17 protein-coding genes and 1 pseudogene are annotated in these 18,484 nt (G+C 73.0%); 8 read left to right on the top strand and 10 right to left on the bottom strand.

The window, feature by feature from the left end; translation table 11 throughout:
* Positions 1 to 133: 133 nt before the first annotated feature.
* Together OG386_RS25315 and OG386_RS25310 are read left to right on the top strand one after the other, a co-directional pair.
* The gene (locus tag OG386_RS25315) at positions 134 to 1,222 is read left to right on the top strand and encodes a DNA alkylation repair protein (RefSeq protein ID WP_328790020.1); all 1,089 of its coding nucleotides are present in this window, start codon (positions 134 to 136) and stop codon (positions 1,220 to 1,222) included.
* A gap of 54 nt (positions 1,223 to 1,276) precedes the next feature.
* A complete protein-coding gene (locus OG386_RS25310; RefSeq protein WP_328790019.1) occupies positions 1,277 to 3,088 on the top strand; it encodes a hypothetical protein in 1,812 nt (603 codons plus the stop codon).
* A 96-nt stretch (positions 3,089 to 3,184) separates the two neighbouring features.
* On the opposite strand, the gene OG386_RS25305 is transcribed toward OG386_RS25310, so the two are convergent.
* Positions 3,185 to 3,757 (bottom strand): TetR/AcrR family transcriptional regulator, encoded by a 573-nt coding sequence (locus tag OG386_RS25305; protein WP_328790018.1) that lies wholly within the window; start codon positions 3,755 to 3,757, stop codon positions 3,185 to 3,187.
* Between the two features lie 100 nt (positions 3,758 to 3,857).
* On the opposite strand from OG386_RS25305, the gene OG386_RS25300 reads away from it, so the two are divergent.
* A complete protein-coding gene (locus tag OG386_RS25300; RefSeq protein WP_328790017.1) occupies positions 3,858 to 4,145 on the top strand; it encodes a putative quinol monooxygenase in 288 nt (95 codons plus the stop codon).
* 231 nt (positions 4,146 to 4,376) lie between these two features.
* On the opposite strand, the gene OG386_RS25295 is transcribed toward OG386_RS25300, so the two are convergent.
* The 5 genes from OG386_RS25295 to OG386_RS25275 all read right to left on the bottom strand — a co-directional run bounded on the left by OG386_RS25295 (position 4,377) and on the right by OG386_RS25275 (position 10,905).
* On the bottom strand, positions 4,377 to 5,849 hold the full coding sequence (locus OG386_RS25295) for an aldehyde dehydrogenase family protein (RefSeq protein WP_328790016.1): 1,473 nt from the start codon (positions 5,847 to 5,849) through the stop codon (positions 4,377 to 4,379).
* Positions 5,846 to 7,585, bottom strand: a complete 1,740-nt coding sequence (locus OG386_RS25290; RefSeq protein WP_328790015.1) for an N-acyl-D-amino-acid deacylase family protein — start codon at positions 7,583 to 7,585, stop codon at positions 5,846 to 5,848. Before OG386_RS25290 ends, OG386_RS25295 begins: the two co-directional genes overlap by 4 nt.
* 356 nt (positions 7,586 to 7,941) lie before the next feature.
* A complete protein-coding gene (locus OG386_RS25285) occupies positions 7,942 to 9,063 on the bottom strand; it encodes an LLM class flavin-dependent oxidoreductase (protein ID WP_030717409.1) in 1,122 nt (373 codons plus the stop codon).
* 95 nt (positions 9,064 to 9,158) lie between these two features.
* Positions 9,159 to 9,944, bottom strand: a complete 786-nt coding sequence (locus OG386_RS25280) for an SDR family NAD(P)-dependent oxidoreductase (protein WP_328790014.1) — start codon at positions 9,942 to 9,944, stop codon at positions 9,159 to 9,161.
* Positions 9,945 to 9,957: 13 nt separating this feature from the next.
* Entirely contained in the window at positions 9,958 to 10,905 is a 948-nt protein-coding gene (locus tag OG386_RS25275; protein WP_328790013.1) for an LLM class F420-dependent oxidoreductase, read from the bottom strand.
* Positions 10,906 to 11,053: 148 nt separating this feature from the next.
* On the opposite strand from OG386_RS25275, the gene OG386_RS25270 reads away from it, so the two are divergent.
* Complete coding sequence (locus tag OG386_RS25270; RefSeq protein ID WP_327384774.1) at positions 11,054 to 11,692, top strand: transmembrane-type terpene cyclase; 639 nt, start codon at positions 11,054 to 11,056, stop codon at positions 11,690 to 11,692.
* On the opposite strand, the gene OG386_RS25265 is transcribed toward OG386_RS25270, so the two are convergent.
* Together OG386_RS25265 and OG386_RS25260 are read right to left on the bottom strand one after the other, a co-directional pair.
* A complete protein-coding gene (locus tag OG386_RS25265; RefSeq protein WP_328790012.1) occupies positions 11,664 to 12,530 on the bottom strand; it encodes a L,D-transpeptidase family protein in 867 nt (288 codons plus the stop codon). The two genes, OG386_RS25270 and OG386_RS25265, sit on opposite strands and share 29 nt — an antisense overlap.
* Positions 12,531 to 12,571: 41 nt before the next feature.
* Entirely contained in the window at positions 12,572 to 13,465 is an 894-nt protein-coding gene (locus tag OG386_RS25260; protein WP_328790011.1) for a sensor histidine kinase, read from the bottom strand.
* 254 nt (positions 13,466 to 13,719) lie between these two features.
* Between OG386_RS25260 and OG386_RS25255 the strand changes: the two are divergent.
* The 3 genes and pseudogenes from OG386_RS25255 to OG386_RS25245 all read left to right on the top strand — a co-directional run.
* Positions 13,720 to 13,869, top strand: a pseudogene (locus tag OG386_RS25255) (ABC transporter permease); the annotation flags it as partial.
* A gap of 93 nt (positions 13,870 to 13,962) precedes the next feature.
* Positions 13,963 to 14,406, top strand: a complete 444-nt coding sequence (locus tag OG386_RS25250) for an NUDIX hydrolase (RefSeq protein ID WP_266595372.1) — start codon at positions 13,963 to 13,965, stop codon at positions 14,404 to 14,406.
* A gap of 139 nt (positions 14,407 to 14,545) precedes the next feature.
* Positions 14,546 to 15,562: a hypothetical protein gene (locus OG386_RS25245; RefSeq protein WP_328790010.1), complete on the top strand. Its 1,017-nt coding sequence runs from the start codon at positions 14,546 to 14,548 to the stop codon at positions 15,560 to 15,562.
* A gap of 30 nt (positions 15,563 to 15,592) precedes the next feature.
* Here OG386_RS25245 and OG386_RS25240 read toward each other — a convergent pair whose 3' ends face one another.
* Entirely contained in the window at positions 15,593 to 16,441 is an 849-nt protein-coding gene (locus OG386_RS25240; protein WP_328790009.1) for a trypsin-like serine peptidase, read from the bottom strand.
* Positions 16,442 to 16,525: 84 nt separating this feature from the next.
* On the bottom strand, positions 16,526 to 17,020 hold the full coding sequence (locus tag OG386_RS25235) for a GNAT family N-acetyltransferase (RefSeq protein ID WP_328790008.1): 495 nt from the start codon (positions 17,018 to 17,020) through the stop codon (positions 16,526 to 16,528).
* 173 nt (positions 17,021 to 17,193) lie between these two features.
* On the opposite strand from OG386_RS25235, the gene OG386_RS25230 reads away from it, so the two are divergent.
* Positions 17,194 to 18,450, top strand: coding sequence for an MFS transporter (locus tag OG386_RS25230; RefSeq protein ID WP_328790007.1), 1,257 nt, complete (start codon positions 17,194 to 17,196; stop codon positions 18,448 to 18,450).
* The last annotated feature ends 34 nt before the right edge of the window (positions 18,451 to 18,484 follow it).

Raw genomic sequence — 18,484 nt, 5'->3', positions numbered from 1 at the left:
TTCGGCATGCGGAAACCGCAGCCATGTCCGTTTTGCGAATTTTCAAAGTTTCCGTCGTGACTTTGCGGTGACCAGCGGTAACAGGGGCCCTGGCCGGCCCCGGGACCGGGCCGCCATCGGCGAGACTGGCCCCATGCCCACGGCCGATGAGCTCCTCAGCGCGGACACCGTCACCAGCCTCGCCCGACTGCTCGCCCGCGCGGGCGGCCGCCGGTCCTCGCCGGCCCTGCGCGCCCGCGCCGACGCCCTCGACGGGCTGACCTTCAGCGGCCGCGTCGCCGCCGTCCGCGACGCCGTGCTCGACGACCTCCCCGACACGTGGCCCGCCTTCGAGGCCGTCGTGCGCACCGCCCTCGCCCAGCCCGGCTTCGAGGGCTGGATGACCTTCCCCGTCAACGAGGCCGTCGCCGTCCGCGGGCTGGAGGCGTTCGAACCCGGGCTGGATCTGCTCCACGACCTCACCTCCCGGCTCAGCGCAGAGTCCGCCGTACGGCCCTTCCTGCGCGCCGACCCGGACCGCGCCCTGGCCGTCGTACGGAAGTGGACCGCCGACCCGGACCCGCACGTACGCCGCCTCGCCAGCGAGGGCACCCGGCCCCGGCTGCCGTGGGCCCCGCAGCTGCCCGCCTTCGTCGCCGACCCGCGGCCGGCCCTGCCGGTGCTGGACGCCCTCTACCGCGACGGGTCCGAGTACGTCCGCCGCTCCGTCTCCAACCACCTCAACGACATCAGCCGCGACCACCCCGCCCTCGCGGTCCGGACCGCGGCCCGCTGGCTGGCCGAGCCCGAGGCCACCACCGACCGCGTCGTACGCCACGGACTGCGCACCCTGATCAAGGCCGGGCGGCCCGAGGCGCTGACCCTGCTCGGCCACTCCCCCGACGTGCCCGTCACCGTGAGCGGCCCGGTCGTCGCCGACCCGCGGATCGCCGTCGGCGAGTACCTCGTCTTCGACTGGAAGGTCACCAACACCGGCCCGCTCCCGGCGCAGTTGGTCATCGACTACGTCGTGCACCACGTGAAGGCGGGCGGCACCCGCACCCCCAAGGTGTTCAAACTCGTCACCCGCTCCCTGGCCCCCGGCGAAACCCTCGGGGGCACCAAGCGCCACTCCTTCAAGCCCATCACCACCCGCCGCTACCACTCCGGCGAGCACCTGGTGCAGCTCCAGATCAACGGCCGGGTCCGCGGCGAGGCCGGATTTTCGTTGGACGCGTCCTGACTCGGCCTGACACCCTCTCGGCATGACCTACGGAATCGAGTCCCACCCCGCCCGATGAGCGTCCGCGACGAGCGCGAGCCGCTCGACCCCCGGACGACGTCCCTGTACGACTACGCCCTCTTCCGGCACGGCATCGAGCCGGACGGCCAGGTCCCGCGCAAGGGCTACCCGTTGCCCGACGGGTCCCCGCCGGAACCCTCCCGCAAGCACCTGACCTGGCAAGAGACGCGGGCCGAAATCGCCGCCGCGCTCACTCCCGCACTGGCCGACCCCGACCCCGTACGAGCCGCCGAGGCCGTCCACCTGCGGGCCCGCGAGCTGGGGATGACCGACCGCACCCTGCGCGCGCACGCCGCACGGCTCGACCTGACCGACGAGGACGCAGCCCGGCGCACCGCCCGGCAGCTGACGCGCAGCGGCACCACCGCGGCGGCCGTCGGCATCGGCATCGCCCTGCTGATCCGCCTCGGCGAACCCGAGGACGTGCCCTGTCTCAAAGCCCTCGGCATGCTCCGCGGCCTCTCGTCCGCGGCGAGCGCCGCCCTCGATCCGCTCGACCGGCAGGCGGCCGCCCTCCTGGTGATCCGCGGCCGGCACCGGTCCGAGCTGCTGACCCCGCTCGCCGCCGCGATCGCCACCGGCGACGCGGAGGCCGTCCGGACCGCGCTGATCGCGGTGCCCGACGAGCCACAGGCCCTGCTCTTCCCCCGGCGCATCGCCGAGGCCACCGACCTCGACGGGCTGCTGCGCGCCCACCCCGGGGACCCCGAACTGCTGGCCGTGGCGGGCCGCCTGCTGCACCGGATGTCCCGCGACCTGGGACGCCGGCCCGAAATCCTCGACTACCTGCCGGCCAGATCCGTGTACGCACACTTCCTCGGGCAGGCCGACCTGCTGCCCCCGACCCCGCAGCTCCACGAGCTGCTCCTGTCGACCGCCCTCGGCCTGCACAGCGGTCCCGCCGCGCTGCTGGCCTGGCGGCCCTACCGGCGGGAAGCCCTGCTCGGCCGTCTGGAAAGGCTGCTGGACGGGCCCGCGTGGGCGCCCGGCGCCGAACCCCTTCCCCCTGCGGAACGCCGCCGCGCGGACTGGATCCGGCGCACCGGGCGGAAGCCCTTCGCCCCCGCGCCGGCGCCGGCCTCCCACCCGCGCTGGGAGGTGGCCGTGGTCCACGACGCCCCGGACTCGAACTCCGTCGAGACCCGGATCCTCGTCGACGGACTCCCGCTGCTGCCCGCCCTGTTCGGGAACGGCCCGGGCAACGCTCCCGAGTACCTGATCGACAACGGCGCCCTGCGCGCCGGGCCCGAGCCGCGCGAGGTACGGCTCGCGGAGGCCTCCTGCACCGAGGGCTGTTGCGGCGCGCTGTACGTGACGATCCGCCGGGACGGCGCGGAGGTGGTGTGGGACGGCTGGCGCGGGGCGGTGGGCGCGCCGCCGCCCGCGTACCGCTTCGACGCGGCCGCCTACGACGCCGAGCTCGAACGCGCCGAGCGGGACCACTCCTGGTGCTGGCCGGCCCGGCGCACGGCGCGGCTGATCGCGGCCGGTCTGCGGGAGCGGCCGGACCTGCTGGAACGGTGGGACCTCGGCGTCATCTGGGTCGGGACCGACTGGCACGAGCCGCACACGACGGTGCTGCGGCTCGTGCACTCGCCCGCGGACGGCGCCGAAGGGCCGGACGGGACCCCGCTGCGGCTGTACTTCGACTGGTGCCTGCCCGACGACGACGGCCTCCTGCCGAACGACCGGGCGGCAGCCGCGCTGGAACGCATCGCGAGGTCCGACCCCAAGGGCTACGCCCGCCTCCAGCGGGGCAGCAGCGAACTCGCCGCGTCCCTCGGCTACAGCTGGCCCCAGAACTAGGCGGGTGTGACGAGGTCGAGTGCTGATCCTTCTCGGAGTCCGAGCCCTCGACCGGGCCGGCGGTGAGGATCGGCAGCGCACTTCCTGGGCAGGCGGTCATCCGCCGGAGTTGCCGCGCCGGAGGTCGAGGATGATGTCGGCAGCGCGGGCGATGACCGGGGCGCGGGTGGTGCCGGGGTGGTCGGCGGCGAGGAAGTGACTACCGATGGCCGTGCAGAAGGCGAGCAGAGCGCGGGCCTCGACCTCGTCGGGGTCGTCGCAGAAGGTGCCGATTGCGTCGCGCGCCAACTGAATGCGCTCGTTGTCCACGCGGCGCAGGCGCTCCGCGACGGCGTGGTCGCGGCGGGCCCAGTCGCGGATGGCCAGATCGATGGGCAGCAGGCGGTCGCTGGAAAAGGTGAGCTGCCCTGCGAGGCGGACCTTGTCCCGTGCGTCGCCGCCTTCCCGCTCGACCCGGTCGATCACATCGTCCACGCTCTCGCGTTCCCAGGTGTCCAGCATCTCGGCCAGTAGGGCGTCGCGGTCGGCGAAGTACCCGTAGAAGCCGCCCTTGGTCACCCCCAACGCCTTGGCGAGCGCCTCGACCCGCACGGCCTCCACACCGCCCGCGGCCAGCGCCCGCAGTCCCTCCTCGACCCACTTCTCGCGCGGTGTGCGCAATGCGCCCATCTGTGGCCCACCTCACCCTGTCCGACCTGTTGTACGAAGCCGTACAACAGGTCTAGCCTCACGTTGTACGGCATCGTATAACGCGAGAGAGGACACCGTCATGTCATTCGGTTTCGTTGCCTTCCACTACCCGGCCCCCGAGCACGTCGACGAGTTCGTCGCCCAGTGCCACCGGGTCGCCGAGGCGTTGCGGCAGCAGCCGGGCTTCCTGTCCGTCGGGGTCTGGGTCACCCCGGACGGCGCGGCCGTCGTCACCACCGGCGCGTTCGAGTCCGAGGACGCCTTCCGGGCGACGGCCGACCTCGCCCGCGAGATGGGTGCGACGCCCGACGGCCTGAGCGACCTGGAGGTCAGGCCCCGCGAGGTCCACTTCCTTGAGTCGCGGTAGGAACGCCGCGAAGGATCAGCACTCGACTTCGCCGCATCCGTTCGGTGGGTCTGGATCGCTCCGCGGTCCACAACGACGCGACCCGTGGGCGAAGGGTCCCGGCCCGTCCTGATCGCGCTGTCGTACCCGCATGCGGGGGTTGCTCACGGCCGTGGTCGCGTAGTCGCCCGGGAGAACGGATCGGGCGGTGTCCGGCCGAGGAGGACTCCCCGGCCGGACACCGCCACCGGCTCAGCCCGTCCAGACGATCGACTGGATCTCGCTGTACGCGTGCAGCGCGTACGAGCCCACGTCGCGCCCCACTCCGCTGCGCTTGAAGCCGCCGAACGGGGCCTCCATGTTCCGGCCGATGGTGTTCACGCCGACCCCGCCCGCCCGCAGCCGCCGCGCCACGCGGAACGCGCGCGCCGAGTCCCCGGACCACACGTAGCTCAGCAGCCCGAAGTCGCTGTCGTTGGCCAGCCGGACCGCCTCGTCCTCGTCCCCGTCGAAGGGGACGACCACGACCACCGGGCCGAAGATCTCCTCGCGGACCACCCGCATGTCGTTCGTGCAGTCGACCAACAGGGTCGGGGCCACGTAGAAGCCGCGGCCGTCCCCCACCACCGGGCGCTCGCCGCCGTACGCGATCCGGGCGCCCTCCTTCTTCCCCAGCTCGACGTACGACTCCACCCGGTCGCGGTGCGCCGCCGAGATCACCGGGCCCACCACCGTGCCCGGCGCCGCCGGATCGCCGACCTTCATGAAGGCCAGATAGCCGGTCAGCTTCTCGATCAGCCGGTCGTGGACGGACCGGTGGGCGATCACCCGGGTCGGGGCCGTGCAGATCTGCCCGGAGTAGAAGGAGAAGGTCGTCCCGATCCCCATCACCGCCGCGTCCAGGTCCGCGTCCTCGAAGACGATCGCCGCGCCCTTGCCGCCCAGCTCCATCAACTGCCGCTTCATGGAGCGGCCGCAGACCTCCGCGATGCGCTGCCCGACGGCCGTGGAACCGGTGAAGGACACCATGTCCACGTGCGGGGAGTCCACCGCGGCCTCGCCCACCTCCACCGACTGCCCGCCCACGACGTTCACCACGCCCGCCGGCACCCCGGCCTCGTGCAGGGCGTCCGCCATCTTGAACACCGACAGCGGGTCCTGCGGGGCCGGCTTGACCACCACCGTGTTGCCCATGGCCAGGGCCGGGGCCACCTTGCCCGCCGGGTTCGCCCAGGGGTTGTTGTAGGAGGTGATGCAGGTGACCACCCCGACCGGCTGGCGCACCTCCAGCGCGCCCAGGATGCTCGCCCGCCCCATCGGGCCGGCCTCGGTGACCTGCGGGGGCAGGCCCCGCTCGACCGGTTCGAGGGCGCCCTTCGCGTACCGCCGGAAGCGGGCGACGCCCACCCCGACCTGCATGCCGCGCGCGATGCCCGTCGGTGCGCCCGTCTCCTGCCGGGCCAGCGCAGCCCACGGCTCGTACTCCCGCTGCATGATGTCCGCGGCCCGGTCCAGGATCGCCGCGCGCGCCTCGGGCGTCGTACGGGACCAGCTCTCGAAGGCCTCGGCCGCGGCGCGCGCCGCCTCCTCGACCTGCGCGCGCGAGGCCTCGGGCGCGAGCCCGACCACCGACTCGTCCGCCGGGTTGATCACCTCGTAGTGGCCCCCCGCGGGCTCCACCCACTCGCCGCCGACGTAGAGCTTCTGCGCCTGCGCGTCCGTCATCGGGTGCTCACCGTCCTCGTGTCCCGGCCCGACCGGAGCACGATCCCGGGGACCGCCCCCGTCACCTCGTCGTCGCGGATGGTCTCCACGCCGTTGACCCGTACCGAGACGATGCCGATGGCCCGCGCGTCCAGCCGGGGGCTGTCCCCGGGCAGGTCGTGGACCAGGGTCGCGGGACCGGCCTCGATCCGCTCCGGGTCGAAGAGGACCAGGTCCGCGTGGAAGCCCTCGGCGAGGCGGCCGCGCTCGCGCAGTCCGAACAGCCGGGCCGGGTCGTCGGTGAGCATCCGTACGGCCTGCTCCAGCGGCACCAGCTTGCGGCCGCGCAGGCAGTCGCCGAGGAAGCGGGTCGTGTACGGGGCCCCGCACATCCGGTCCAGGTGCGCGCCCGCGTCGGAGCCGCCGAGCATGACGTCCTCGTGCTGCCAGGTCTCCTGGCGCAGGGCCCAGCTCGCCGGGTCGTTGTCGGTGGGCATCGGCCAGAGCACCGTGCGCAGTTCGTCGTTGGCGCAGATCTCCACCAGGCAGTGGAAGGGGTCCTGGCCGCGCTCGGCGGCGATGTCGTTCACGACCCGGCCGGAGAGGCCCTCGTTCTCCTTGCTGTACGTGTCGCCTATGACGTACCGCCCGAAGTGGGCGAGGCGCCGGAAGACACCGGCTTCCTTGCTGTCGGCGCGGCGCAGCATCTCGGCGCGCACGTCGGGGTCGCGGAGCTTCTCGATCCGCTCGGGGACGGGCAGGCCGAGGACCTCGCCCCAGCCGGGGATGAGGTTGAGCGCGCAGAAGGTCCCCAGCGACATGTTCATGGGGGTGAGGATGGGCATCGTCAGCGCGACGATCCGACCGCCGGCCTTGCGGGCGCGCTCGCTGGGGATCAGCTGGCGCGGGACCCGCTCGGGGACGGAGGCGTCGATGGTGAGGACGTTCCAGTTGAGGGGCCGGCCGGCGGCGGCGCTCATCTCCACGAAGAGGTCGATCTCGTCGTCCGAGAACTGGTCGAGGCAGCCGGCGACGATCGCCTCCAGCTGGGTGCCCTCGTGTTCGGCGACCGCCTTCGACAGCGCCAGCAGCTCGGCGGGGCGGGCGTGGCGGGAGGCCACGGGGGCGCCGGAGCCGTCGGAGTGGGTGGCGGACTGGGTGGTGGACAGGCCCCAGGCGCCGGCGTTCATGGCGTCGTGGAAGAGGTCGAGCATCTGTTGCATCTGCTCGGGGGTGGGTTGGCCGCCGACGGCGTCCTCGCCCATCACGTGTCGGCGCAGGGCGCAGTGGCCGACCATGAACCCGGCGTTGACGGCGATCCGGCCCTCCAGGGCGTCGAGGTACTCGCCGAAGGTGGACCAGGTCCAGTCGACGCCCTCTTCGAGGGCCTTGAGGGCCATGCCCTCGACCTTGCTCATCATGCGGCGGGTGTAGTCGGCGTCTTCGGGGCGGGCCGGGTTGAGCGGGGCCAGGGTGAAGCCGCAGTTGCCGCCGGCGACGGTGGTCACGCCGTGGTTCATGGAGGGCGTGGCGTACGGGTCCCAGAAGAGCTGGGCGTCGTAGTGCGTGTGCGGGTCGATGAAGCCGGGGGTGAGGACCAGGCCGGTGGCGTCCTCGGTGGTGCGGGCCTCTTCGGTGACGGTGCCGGGTGCGGCTATCGCCGCGATCCGGCCGTCGCGTATCCCCACGTCTGCGACGCGGGCGGGGGCGCCGGTGCCGTCCACGACGGTCGCGCCCTTGATCAGGTGGTCGAGCATGACGTCCTCTCTGCCGTGTTCGCCTTGCGGCCGGCCCGCTGGGGATCCGCCCGCATGCAGCCTCGCCGGCGTTTGAGCAGGGGCACCTCCCAGCGGTAGCTGGGGGAGGGTCCGGGCGGAGCCCGGTGCCCGGCCGAGCCGGGTTTCCTGGGGCTCCGCCCCAGACCCCGCGCCTCAAACGCCGGAGGGACTGGGTGTTGCAGCCTCGCCGGCGTTTGAGGCGCGGGGGTGCGGGGGCGGAGCCCCTGCATGCCCCGGCCGGAGGCCGCCGGGCGACCGCGGCCTCGGCACAACCTCCGGCCGGGGCCGGTGCGGGACGGCGGTCCGGGAAGACGCCGTCCCGTGTCCCCGCCGGGTCAGACGGCCTGGCGGAAGCGGGTCGTGCGGTGCACCGGGTCCGTGTCGATGTGCGGGATCACGTGTTCGCCGATCAGCTTGATCGTCGTCATCGTGTCCTCGGGCGAGACGCCGGTCGGCAGGCCGAAGGACAGCTGGTCGGCGCCGGCCTGCTCCCAGCGCTTGCACTGGGCCCGGACCTCGGACGGGTCGCCGCAGATCAGCAGTTCTTCCGCGATCAGCAGCTCGATGATCTCCGCGTTGTACTCCGGCAGGGTCTCGGGCCACTGCGGGATCGCCTCGGGCCGCGGGAAGGTGTCGTGGTAGCGGAAGACCAACGACTGGAAGCGGTTCATGTTGGCGTTGACGGCGATCTCGACGGCCTTGTCGTGGGTCTCGGCGCAGATCGCGGTCGAGGTGACCATGACGTTGTCGTTGACGAAGGCGCCGATGGCCTTCGCCTCCCGGATGGCCGTCTTGTACTGGTCGAGGACCCACTCCATGTCGGAGACCTTCTGCACGCTGAAGCCCAGCACGCCGAGGCCCTTCTTCGCCGCCATCGCGTACGAGGACGGGGAGCCGGCGGCGTACCACATGGCCGGGTGGGCCTTCCCGTACGGCTTGGGGAAGACCTTCCGCGGCGGCAGCGACCAGTGCTTGCCCTGGAACCCCTCGTACTCCTCCTGGAGGAACATCTTGGGGAATTCCGCGATGGTCTCCTCCCAGATCTCCTTGGTGCCGTTCATGTCCTCGATGCCCGGCAGGAAGCCGAGGATCTCGTGGCTGCCCGCGCCGCGGCCGGTGCCGAACTCGAAGCGGCCCTTGGAGAGGTGGTCGAGCATGGCGACCTTCTCGGCCACCTTGACCGGGTGGTTCACCGGGGCGAGCGGGTTGAAGATGCCGGAGCCGAGGTGGATGCGCTCGGTGGCGTGGGCGAGGTACCCGAGGAACACCTCGTTCGCCGACAGGTGCGAGTACTCCTCCAGGAAGTGGTGCTCGGAGGCCCAGGCGTACTTGAAGCCGGACTTGTCCGCCTGTATGACGTACTCGGTCTCCTCGATCAGCGCCTTGTGCTCTGCCTCGGGGTCGACCTTGGACCGCGCCTCAGGCACGTATCCCTGCACAAAGAGCCCGAATTCCAAGGGGGTTCACCGTCCTTTGGTTTCTGACGTTCCGTCAGATTTGATGTCCCGACTGTTCCATTGCCGGGGTGGGACCGTCAATAGCTGACGACCCATCAGAGAATGCTCACGCCCGCCATCCAGCCGCCGTCGATCACGAAGGGCTGGCCGGTGATGTACGAGGAGTCCTCGCCCGTCAGGAAGAGCGCCAGCTTCGCGACCTCCTCCGGCTGCCCCACCCGACCCATCGGGACCACCCGCTTGTAGAGCTCCGCCATCGCGTCCCTGGCCTCGTCGGTCATGTTCGCCGGATCCAGCAGGCCCGGGTTGGCCATCGGGGTGTCCACGGCGCCCGGGCACATCGCGTTGACCCGGATGCCCTTGCCCGCCAGCTCCAGCGCGGCCACCCGGGTCAGGCCGAGGATCGCCGCCTTGGTGGCGGCGTACGTGCCGACGTACGCCATGCCCGTCAGGCCCGTGTACGAGGACGTGTTGACGATGGTGCCGCCGCCGGCCGCCTCGATCTCGGGGGCCACCGTCTTGATGCCGAGGAAGGCGCCCACCTGGTTGACCTGGACCACCTGCTGGAACTCCTCCAGCGGGGTCGCGGTCAGCTCGTTGAAGCGCAGGATGCCCGCGTTGTTGACCAGGCCGTCGACCGGACCGAAGGCCTCCTTCGCGGCGGCGATCGCGGCCGCCCAGTCCTCCTCGCGGCTCACGTCCATCCGCACGTACCGGGCTCGGTCCTCGCCGATGTCCTTGGCCACCGCCGCACCCTGCTCGTCCAACACGTCGCCGAGGAGCACCCGCGCCCCCTCGGCGGCGAAGAGCCGGGCCTCCTGCTCGCCCTGCCCGCGCGCCGCGCCCGTGATGATGACGACGCGCCCGTCCAGCTTGCCCATGGTCCGTCAGCCCCTAGTCGTTGAGGAGGGGGGCCACCTCGGCCCCGAAAGCGGTGATCTGGTCGACGAGTTCGGCGCGGTCGCGGCTGCGGAAGCGCACCTGGATCTGGTCCACGCCGAGCGCCCGGTACTCCCGCAGGGACTCGGCGAGCGCCTCCGCCTTGCCGGTGAGGGTGCGGCGGCCGGTGTCCCAGCCGGGCTCGCCGACGTACAGCGCCTCGGTGATCGCGCCGAACTCGAAGGGGGCGGTGATCCCCGCCGCCTCGCGGAGCTCTCCGATCCGGGCGATCTGCGCCGGGAGCTTCTCGCGCGGGTCGCCCTGCGGGAGCCAGCCGTCCCCGCGGACGGCGGCGCGACGGACGGCCGCGGGCGAGGAGCCGCCGACCCAGACGGGGATCCGCTCCTGCGCGGGCCGGGGCAGCTGGCCGAGGCCCTTGAACGAGAACAGCTCGCCCTCGAACTCCGGGTACTCCTCGGACCCCAGCGCCACCCGCAGCGCGTCCAGGGTCTCGTCGAGGACGGCCCCGCGGCGCGCGAAGTCCACGCCGAGGACCTCGAACTCCTCCTGCACGTGCCCGGCCCCCACCCCGAGGACCAGCCGGCCGCCGGAGAGGTGGTCGAGGGTGGCGTACTGCTTGGCGCTGATCAGCGGGTGGCGCAGGCCCAGGATCGCGACGTGGCTCAGCAACCGCACGCGCTCGGTGATGCCGGCCAGGAAGGACAGGGTCGCCACCGGGTCGTACCAGACGGTGCTCATGGGGCCGGCGAGCCGCCGCGGGATGGCCACGTGGTCGCAGGTGGCCACGTACCCGAAGCCGGCCCGGTCGGCGGCCCGGGCGATCCCGGCGAGATCGGCGGCGGTGGCCGACGCCTCCCAGGGCTCGGCGTAGATGGTGCTCTGCGACTGGACCGGGAGCTGCATCCCGTAGACCAGCCTGCCTTGCGGAAATACGCGCGCCATGGCGGGCCCGCCTCGCCTTCGTCTGCCGATTCGTCATATCGGTGCGGGGCCATCGTCGTAGCTGACGGATCGTCAGACAAGGGGTGCGACACACGCCGGACGGAACTGGGACGTTCCCCTTCCGCGCTGCCGTCGCTAGGGTGCGCGCGTGGATCTGATACTCACGCTGGTCAGCGGGATCGCCTGGACGGTCGTGTACGTGGAGGCGATCCGCGTCGGGCTGCGGGACCGGACCTACGCGATGCCCGTCGCCGCGCTCGCGCTCAACTTCGCCTGGGAAGCGACCTACGCGGTCCGCGACGTCGCGGTCGGGATCTCCGCGCAGGGCGTGGTCAACGTGGTGTGGGCGGTGGCCGATGTGGCGATCATCTACACCTATCTGCGCTTCGGACGGTCCGAGCTGCCGGAGTTCGTGACCCGACCGCTCTTCGCCACCTGGTCGATCCTGGTGTTCGGTACGGGATTCGCCGTGCAGTGGATGTTCCTGGCGCACTTCGGGGCGCACGACGCGAGCCGGTACTCGGCGTTCCTGCAGAACCTGCTGATGTCCGGCCTGTTCATCGCCCTGTACGCCTCCCGGCAAGGGCCGCTCGGGCAGTCCCTGACCATCGCCGTCGCCAAATGGCTGGGGACGCTCGCCCCGACCCTGCTGCTCGGGGCGATGCAGGACGCGCCGTTCATCCTCGGTCTCGGGATCCTGTGCAGCGTCTTCGACCTCGTCTACATCGGACTGCTGCTGCGGCCCCGACTCGCCCGGCTCAGAAGCCTTCCGGCCCCATCACGATGACCGGCTTCGCCGCCGGATCGAGGGTCTGGAGGACCTTCTCCATGGCCGCCTTGGGGATGCCCACGCAGCCCTGCGAGGGCCCGTCGTGGTCCACGTGCAGCCAGATGTTGCCGCCCTTATCCTCGCCGTCCGGCATGACCGGGTCCAGCGGGGACCGGCCCGGCCTGCGGTTGAAGTCGATGGCGACGACGTAGTCGAAGGAGCCCACCAGGGACTCCCCGTTCACCCCGAGGCCGGTGGCGACGAAGCCGTTGTCCTCGTCGTACGGGAGCCGGGTCCCGGGCGGCTTCGGCAGCAGGCCGCCCGCGTCGGTGAGCGCGAAGACGCCCATCGGCGAGGTCAGGTCCCCGTACGTGCGTTCGGTGGACCAGCCGTTGGCCCCGTTGCGGGCCGGCCAGCTCTCGGCCTTGACCCAGTCGGCGCCGGCCGCGGGGCGCGTGTAGAAGGCGGCGGTGGACTCCGAGGAGTCCACCGCCTTGCCGGTGACCAGGACGAGCTGACGGGAGTCGGCCGGAATCCGGGCCCGGGTCCGCTCGCTGACGCCGGCCAGGCCCTGCGGGGCGGCGGCCTGCTGGGCGGCCTGTTGGGCGGCCTGCCGCTCGGCCTGCTGGGCGGCCCGCCGCGCGTCGCGCGCGGCGCGGTCCTCGGCCTGCGGGCGGGCGTCCACGCGGGCCTGCGGCCGGGGGCCGGCGGCCTCGTCCGGGTCCTGGGCCACGTACACCCAGCCGACCGTGAAGGTCGCCAGGCCCAGTACGGCAGCGAGGGCCGCCCGGCGGGTCCTACGGGTCGCACGGGGCTTGCGGGGCGGGCGGGAGCGGGCTCGGGCGTGCTGGCTCATTCCTCCGACCGTACATCAGCAGGCCCCCGCAGCCCGGGTGGCTACGACGTGCGCGCCTCGCCGGACAGCGGGAAGCGCACGCGAACCGTGAGGCCGCCCTCCGGGGCCGGATTGGCCTCGGCCGCCAGTTCCGCCCCGTGCGCCCGCGCGATCGAGGCCACGATCGACAGCCCGAGCCCTGCGCCCTCACCTGCGGTGTGCAGTCGTTCGGCGCGCCTGCGGAAGGGCTCCAGCAGCCCCGGCACGTCCGCCGGACCGATCACCGGGCCGGTGTTCGACACCGTCAGCTCCCCGTCGGCGGAGGTGGACACGGTGATCCGGCCGCCGGCGCGGTTGTGGCGCACCGCATTGGTCACCAGGTTCCGCAACAGGTGCCCCAGCAGGGTCCGGTCGCCCGGCACGGTCAGCGGCGCGAGGGTCCGTACGACGTTCAGCCCCTCCTGCGGACAGGCCGCCAACTCGACCCCCGCGAGCGCCGCCAGGTCCACCGGACCGGTGGACTCGAGCCCCTGCTCCGAGACGGCGATCAGCAGCAGGGACTCGATGAGGTGCTCGCTGGAATCGGCGACACCGATCAACTTGGCGCGGATCCGGGCCACCTTCTGCGGTGAGGGGTCCCCCGCCAGTCCGATCTCGGCCGCGGCCCGCTGCACGGCCAGCGGGGTGCGCAGTTCGTGCGCCGCGTTCGCCGCGAACCGCCGCTGTGCCGAGACCAGCTGCTCCATCCGCCCCAGCATCGCGTCGAAGGTGTCGGCCAGTTCCTTGAGCTCGCCGGGCGGCGCGTCGAGCGCGATCCGCTCGTCCAGGTTCTCCCCCGACAGGCGGCGCGCGGTCTCGGTGATCACGCCGACGGGGCGCAGCACCCGGCCGGCCATCCACCAGGCGAGCCAGATCGACAGCACGGCGAAGACGGCCAGCGCGAGGAGGGAGCACACGAGCAGCCGGTGGCGGGTGGCGTCGGTGACGGCGTCGGAGAGGTTCTGGGTGTACGCGTAGGCCTTGAGCTGCTCGGCGGTCGGGGGCCGGCCCGTCGGCAGCGCCTTCGCCGGTTCGCAGGGACAGCCCGGGGTCAGGGTCCGGCCGGGGACGGGGGCCCGGGCGACTCGGCGGCGTAGGCCGGCGCGACGGTACGGACGGCCCCGCTGACGCTCGCGTAGAGGCCCTGGCCGACGAGGACGTAGACGAGCCCGCCCGGGCCGGCGACCTGCCCTGGGTGGTCCCGCTCTGGGCGGTGACCGGCGGCTTCGCCGCCACCCTGGTGATCGGCACCCTGGCCGGGCTCTACCCGGCGGTGCGCGCGGCCCGGCTGTCGCCGACGCTGGCACTGGCGGCGGCGTAGCGGGGCGGGCCCGGGGGACTGGCACGCAAAAGGCGGTAAAAGGCCAGGTGCAAGCCCATCCCCCGGAACCGATCACCGGCGTACATTGAATCGATGATGCGAACTCCACGTCACGCAGCGCGCGTTGTCATCCTGTCCCCCACCGGATCCGTGTTCCTCTTCCGGGAGGACAACGTGGAGGTGGGCATCCACTGGCTGCCGCCCGGCGGCGGCATCGATCCCGGCGAGAGTCCCGAGGACTGCGTGCGGCGCGAGCTGCGCGAGGAGACCGGCTGGACCGACCTGGAGCCCGAACGGCTGCTCTGCACCTGGGAGCACGACTTCACGCACCAGGGGATCCCGGTCCGCCAGCACGAGCACATCTTCGTCACCACGGGCCCGCGCCGCGAGCCGGTCCTGGAGGCCCCGGACATCCACTGGCAGTGGCTCTCTCCGCAGCGCCTGGCCACCCTGGGCGAGCCCCTGTGGCCCCCGCGCCTGCCGGACCTCCTGGCCAACACCCCGGCGGAACCGGTCCACCTGGGGCTGCTGGCCTAACCGGACCGACCCGCCGCGACGTCGAACGCCGCTGGTGGGGACCCGTCCGCCCGGGGCCGTGCCGAGCGGGCCCGAAGGTACTGGGCCGGGTGGAGCAGTGGGCTCGCGGGGCCGGGCGCCCGTTTCGAGACTGAGCCTCATGAAGAGACGACGATCCCTCGGATCGCACGCCCGTGCGCTGGCCGCCCTCGTTGCGGGACTGCTCCTCCTGGGCGCGCCGAGCGCGTTCCCGCTCTCCCGCGACGGCGCGGACGACCCCACGGCGCGGTGCGTCTCCACACCCGCCGAGTACCGGGCCGCGTGGGAGGCGCGCGAGGTCCGGTGCGTGGCACCCTCCCTCTTCGGGACCACGCACGCCCGGGGCCAGGCTTCTCCGTACCCGAGTGGCTTCCGCTACGCCTGGGCCGGCTCCAGCACCAACCTCGAGCAGTACCTGAAGCTGCGGGCACGGTACGGCGCCCAGCCGGCCGAGGTCGGGATCGGGGTCCTGTCCTACGTCGGCTACCCGGGGCTGGACGACTGGACGACGCCGACCGATCTGGCGGTCTACACGCTTCCGGCCGGCGTCCGCGCGCAGGTGCCGGCCTTCGAGACCTGGTTCCGGCTGCTCGACGAGGAGTTCGGCACGACGGGGGCGTACCCGCTCGCGGCCCAGCGCGACCTGGTCGTCGCGTACTCCCGGCTGGACCGGGACGAGGACGTGGTCGGGGCGTTCGAGGACGTCACCGGCTGCCGTCGGGACGCGCTGCTCGCGGGTGAGGCCCCTTCGGCGGAGATCGGCTGCAACCGCTCCTTCCTCGGAGCGCTGGCCGCCGCCGGCCCGTCCCCGTACGACGGCGCCGACTCCTCGACGTGCTTCGCGAACTTCCAGACGCGCTACCGGGGCGACCGGGACGCCTCGGCACTCCGGGGCGCGCTGTTCCAGTGCCAGGACGCCGGATTCCTCAACACCGGTGCGGGGCTGGGGTACAACACGTACGCCAACCCGTTCGTGTGCCGGCCCGCCGACCGGCAGAGCGTGCGGGAGAGGTACACCGGCCGCGAGTTCGTCCTGCCGAACGCCCCCTTCACCGCTCTGCCGAGCCATGTCGACATCCCGCTGGACCTCGGGGCACCGGGCCGACGCGACTTCCTGCACACGGGATACTGCCGGTGACCTGAGCCGGTGATCCCTTGCGGACGCCGCCTACGGCTTCGCGGCGGCCTTGGCGTAGAGCGAGGCCGCGTACTCGCCGAGGACCGTGCTGGTCGACACGTCGTCCGTGTCCCCGCCCGTGAGGATGCCGATGATCTTCCCGTCGCCGGCGATCCACGCGCTGCCGCTGGTGCCGCCCGGGAAGTCGGCGCAGTCGAAGCGCTGTTGGGTCGCGCTCAAGCGGACGGCGACCGACGTGCAGGTACGGGGAACCTTGCGGTCGGCGGGGTAGCCGGTCACGGTGACCTCCTCGCCCGCGCGGCCGCTGGTGTCGAGGACGGCCGCGCCGGTCACGTCCTCGATCGTGCGGCCCTTGGCGTCCGGGGCGAGGCGGGCGAAGGCGAGGTCGTAGTCGTCGTCCGTACCCTCGGCCCAGCGGTCGTCCTCGAAGACCTGCTCGATCTTCCATGTGCCGTACGGGGCGACCCCGTTGGCGTACGCGGGTGCGAAGACGGCGCTCCCGCCGCTCTGGTCCCCTTCGAGCAGGCAGTGCCCGGCAGTGATGATCATGTTTCGGTCGGGGCTGCTCACCACGGTGGCGGTGCAGAAGTGATCGCTGTCCAGGCCATTGGTGAACAGGGCCCCGGTGAAGGCCGCGGGCCCTCCGGGCGGCGGGGTGACGGCCGGCGGCAGGGTGGCGCCGGGAGGCGCGGACAGCTGCGGCTTCACCACTTGCGATCGCGATGACGGTCCCGTCGGCGAAGCGCTCGGCGCGGCCTTGGCCCGTACCGGAGGCGCCTCCTCTGGCGGTGGCGAGAGCTTGGCCACCGCGGCGGACGCCCCCAGGGCCGCCACCGCGCACAGCACCGCCGTCACGACGGTCCGCTTGTCCACCGGCATGATCATCCTCCCGCTTTGCCCTGGCGAAGCATGCCTCGGCGGCAGGGTCGGGTGCAAGGCCGAGGGCGGCTCCCGGCCCACGCCTCACACGGTTTCGACCTCCAGGTCGCACACGAAACGCAGGCCCGGACGGCCGTCCAGGTCGACATCGCCGGTGGCCACGAATCCCGTACGGGCCAGCACGGCGCGCGAGCCGGCGTTGTCGAGCGTCGTGACCGCCCGCAGCGCGGCCAGTCCGTACTCCGTGACCGCGAGCCCGCGGGCCTCCCGGACGGCGGCCGTGGCCAGGCCCCGGCCCGTGGCACGCTCGGCGATCCGGTACCCGAGCTCGGCCGAACCGTCGGCCACGTCAACGAGGTTGACCCGGCCCACCACCTCACCGCCGTCGTCCACCAGGACGTGGAAGAAGCACAGCCCGGCGGCCTGCTCGGCCATCAGCGCGGCGTGCCGCTCGTCGAAGTCGGCGAAGTAGCGGTCGCCCCGGTCCGGGACCGACGCGGCGAAGTAGGCCCGGTTCTCCCGCTCGAACGCGAGCAGGGCCGGGGCGTGGTCGAAACGGAGCAACTGGAGTCGGGGCACGGCCCGATGCTAGGTCCTGTCCTGCCGATCGGACCGGATCAGGGAGCCCCGACCCGGCCGACGAGACGCCCCCGAGGGTTCCCGGCCGGACCCCCGGGTGGGGGAACCCCCGGTGGGGAACGTAGGTCGTCTTCCCGATCCCCGGCCCCCGCCTTAGAACACAGGCTGGGTCGGTGATCGAACGAGGTGTGGGGAAGGTCCTGCGGGACCGCAATGCGGGGCTCTACCTCTCCGGGGTGGTCGTCTCGGGATTCGGCACGAGCGCCATGTGGCTGGTCGCCGGGGTCTGGGTGAAGTCACTGACCGGGTCGGACGCGCTCGCGGCGCTGACCGTGTTCACCATGTGGGCGCCGGTCCTGGCCGGACCGGCGCTGGGGGCGCTCGCCGACCGGCTGCCCCGGCGGCCGCTGCTGGTCGCCCTCGGCCTCGTGATGGCCGCGCTGCTGCCCGTACTGACCCTGCTGGACTCGGCGGACCGGGTGTGGCTGCTGTTCGCGGTCCTGTTCGTGTACGGGATCTGCGGCACCGTGCACGGGGCGGCGGAGGCGGCCCTGGTCCCGCAGGCCGTCGGCCACCGGCTCCTCGGGGACTTCAACGGGCTGCGGCTGACCGCCGCCGAGGGCATGAAGCTGCTCGCACCGCTGGTGGGCGCGGGCCTGTTCGCCCGCTTCGGCGGGGGGTCGGTGGCCCTGCTCGACGCGGTGACCTTCGCGCTGGCGGCGGGGATCTTCGCCCTGCTGCGGGTGGACGAGGAGCCGCCGCAGCGGGAGCGGATCCGGAGCGGGACGGGGGGATTCGCGCAGGTGCGGGAGGGCTGGCGGCAGCTGCGGGAGGCACCCGCGCCGCGCGCCCTGGTGACGGCCGGAGCGGCCGTGATGTTCCTGGCCGGGCTGAACGGCGCGGTGGTCTACGCGGTCGCCGGGAACGTGCTGGGGCACGCACCCACCTACGTGGGGGTGCTGTACGCGGTGCAGGGCGCGGGCTCGGTCCTCAGCGGGCTCGTGGCGGGCCCGCTGCTGCGGCGCATGCCGGAGAAGGTGTTCACGGCCGCCGGGGTGACCCTGTTCGCCCTCGGCGCCGGGGTCCGGGCGCTGCCGTACGACGCGGTGGCCCTGGCGGGCAGCGCCGCCATCGGCGCCGGGCTGCCGTGCGTGCTGGTCGCCGCGCGGACGGCGGTGCAGCGCGAGGTCCCGAACGCCGCGCTGGGCCGCGCCGCGGCCACGGCCAACACCCTGATCTTCGTACCGAACGCGCTGGCCCTGGCGCTGGGCTCGGCCCTGGTGGCCCTCGTGGACGTACGGGTGCTGCTGCCGGTGCTGACGGTGGCGGGACTGGCCACGGCGCTGCTGCTCGTGGCTGGACCGCGGGACGCTCGCGGTGCCCGGCCCCGGGCGGGCGCGGGCGGCCGCGGGGCACGCGGGTGGCCGTAGGGCGTGGCCGGTGGAGGGGGCCGGGCCACGCCCT

This window comes from Streptomyces sp. NBC_00273, assembly GCF_036178145.1.
Lineage (GTDB): Bacteria > Actinomycetota > Actinomycetes > Streptomycetales > Streptomycetaceae > Streptomyces.
This window is presented reverse-complemented; position numbering and strand designations above follow the sequence as displayed.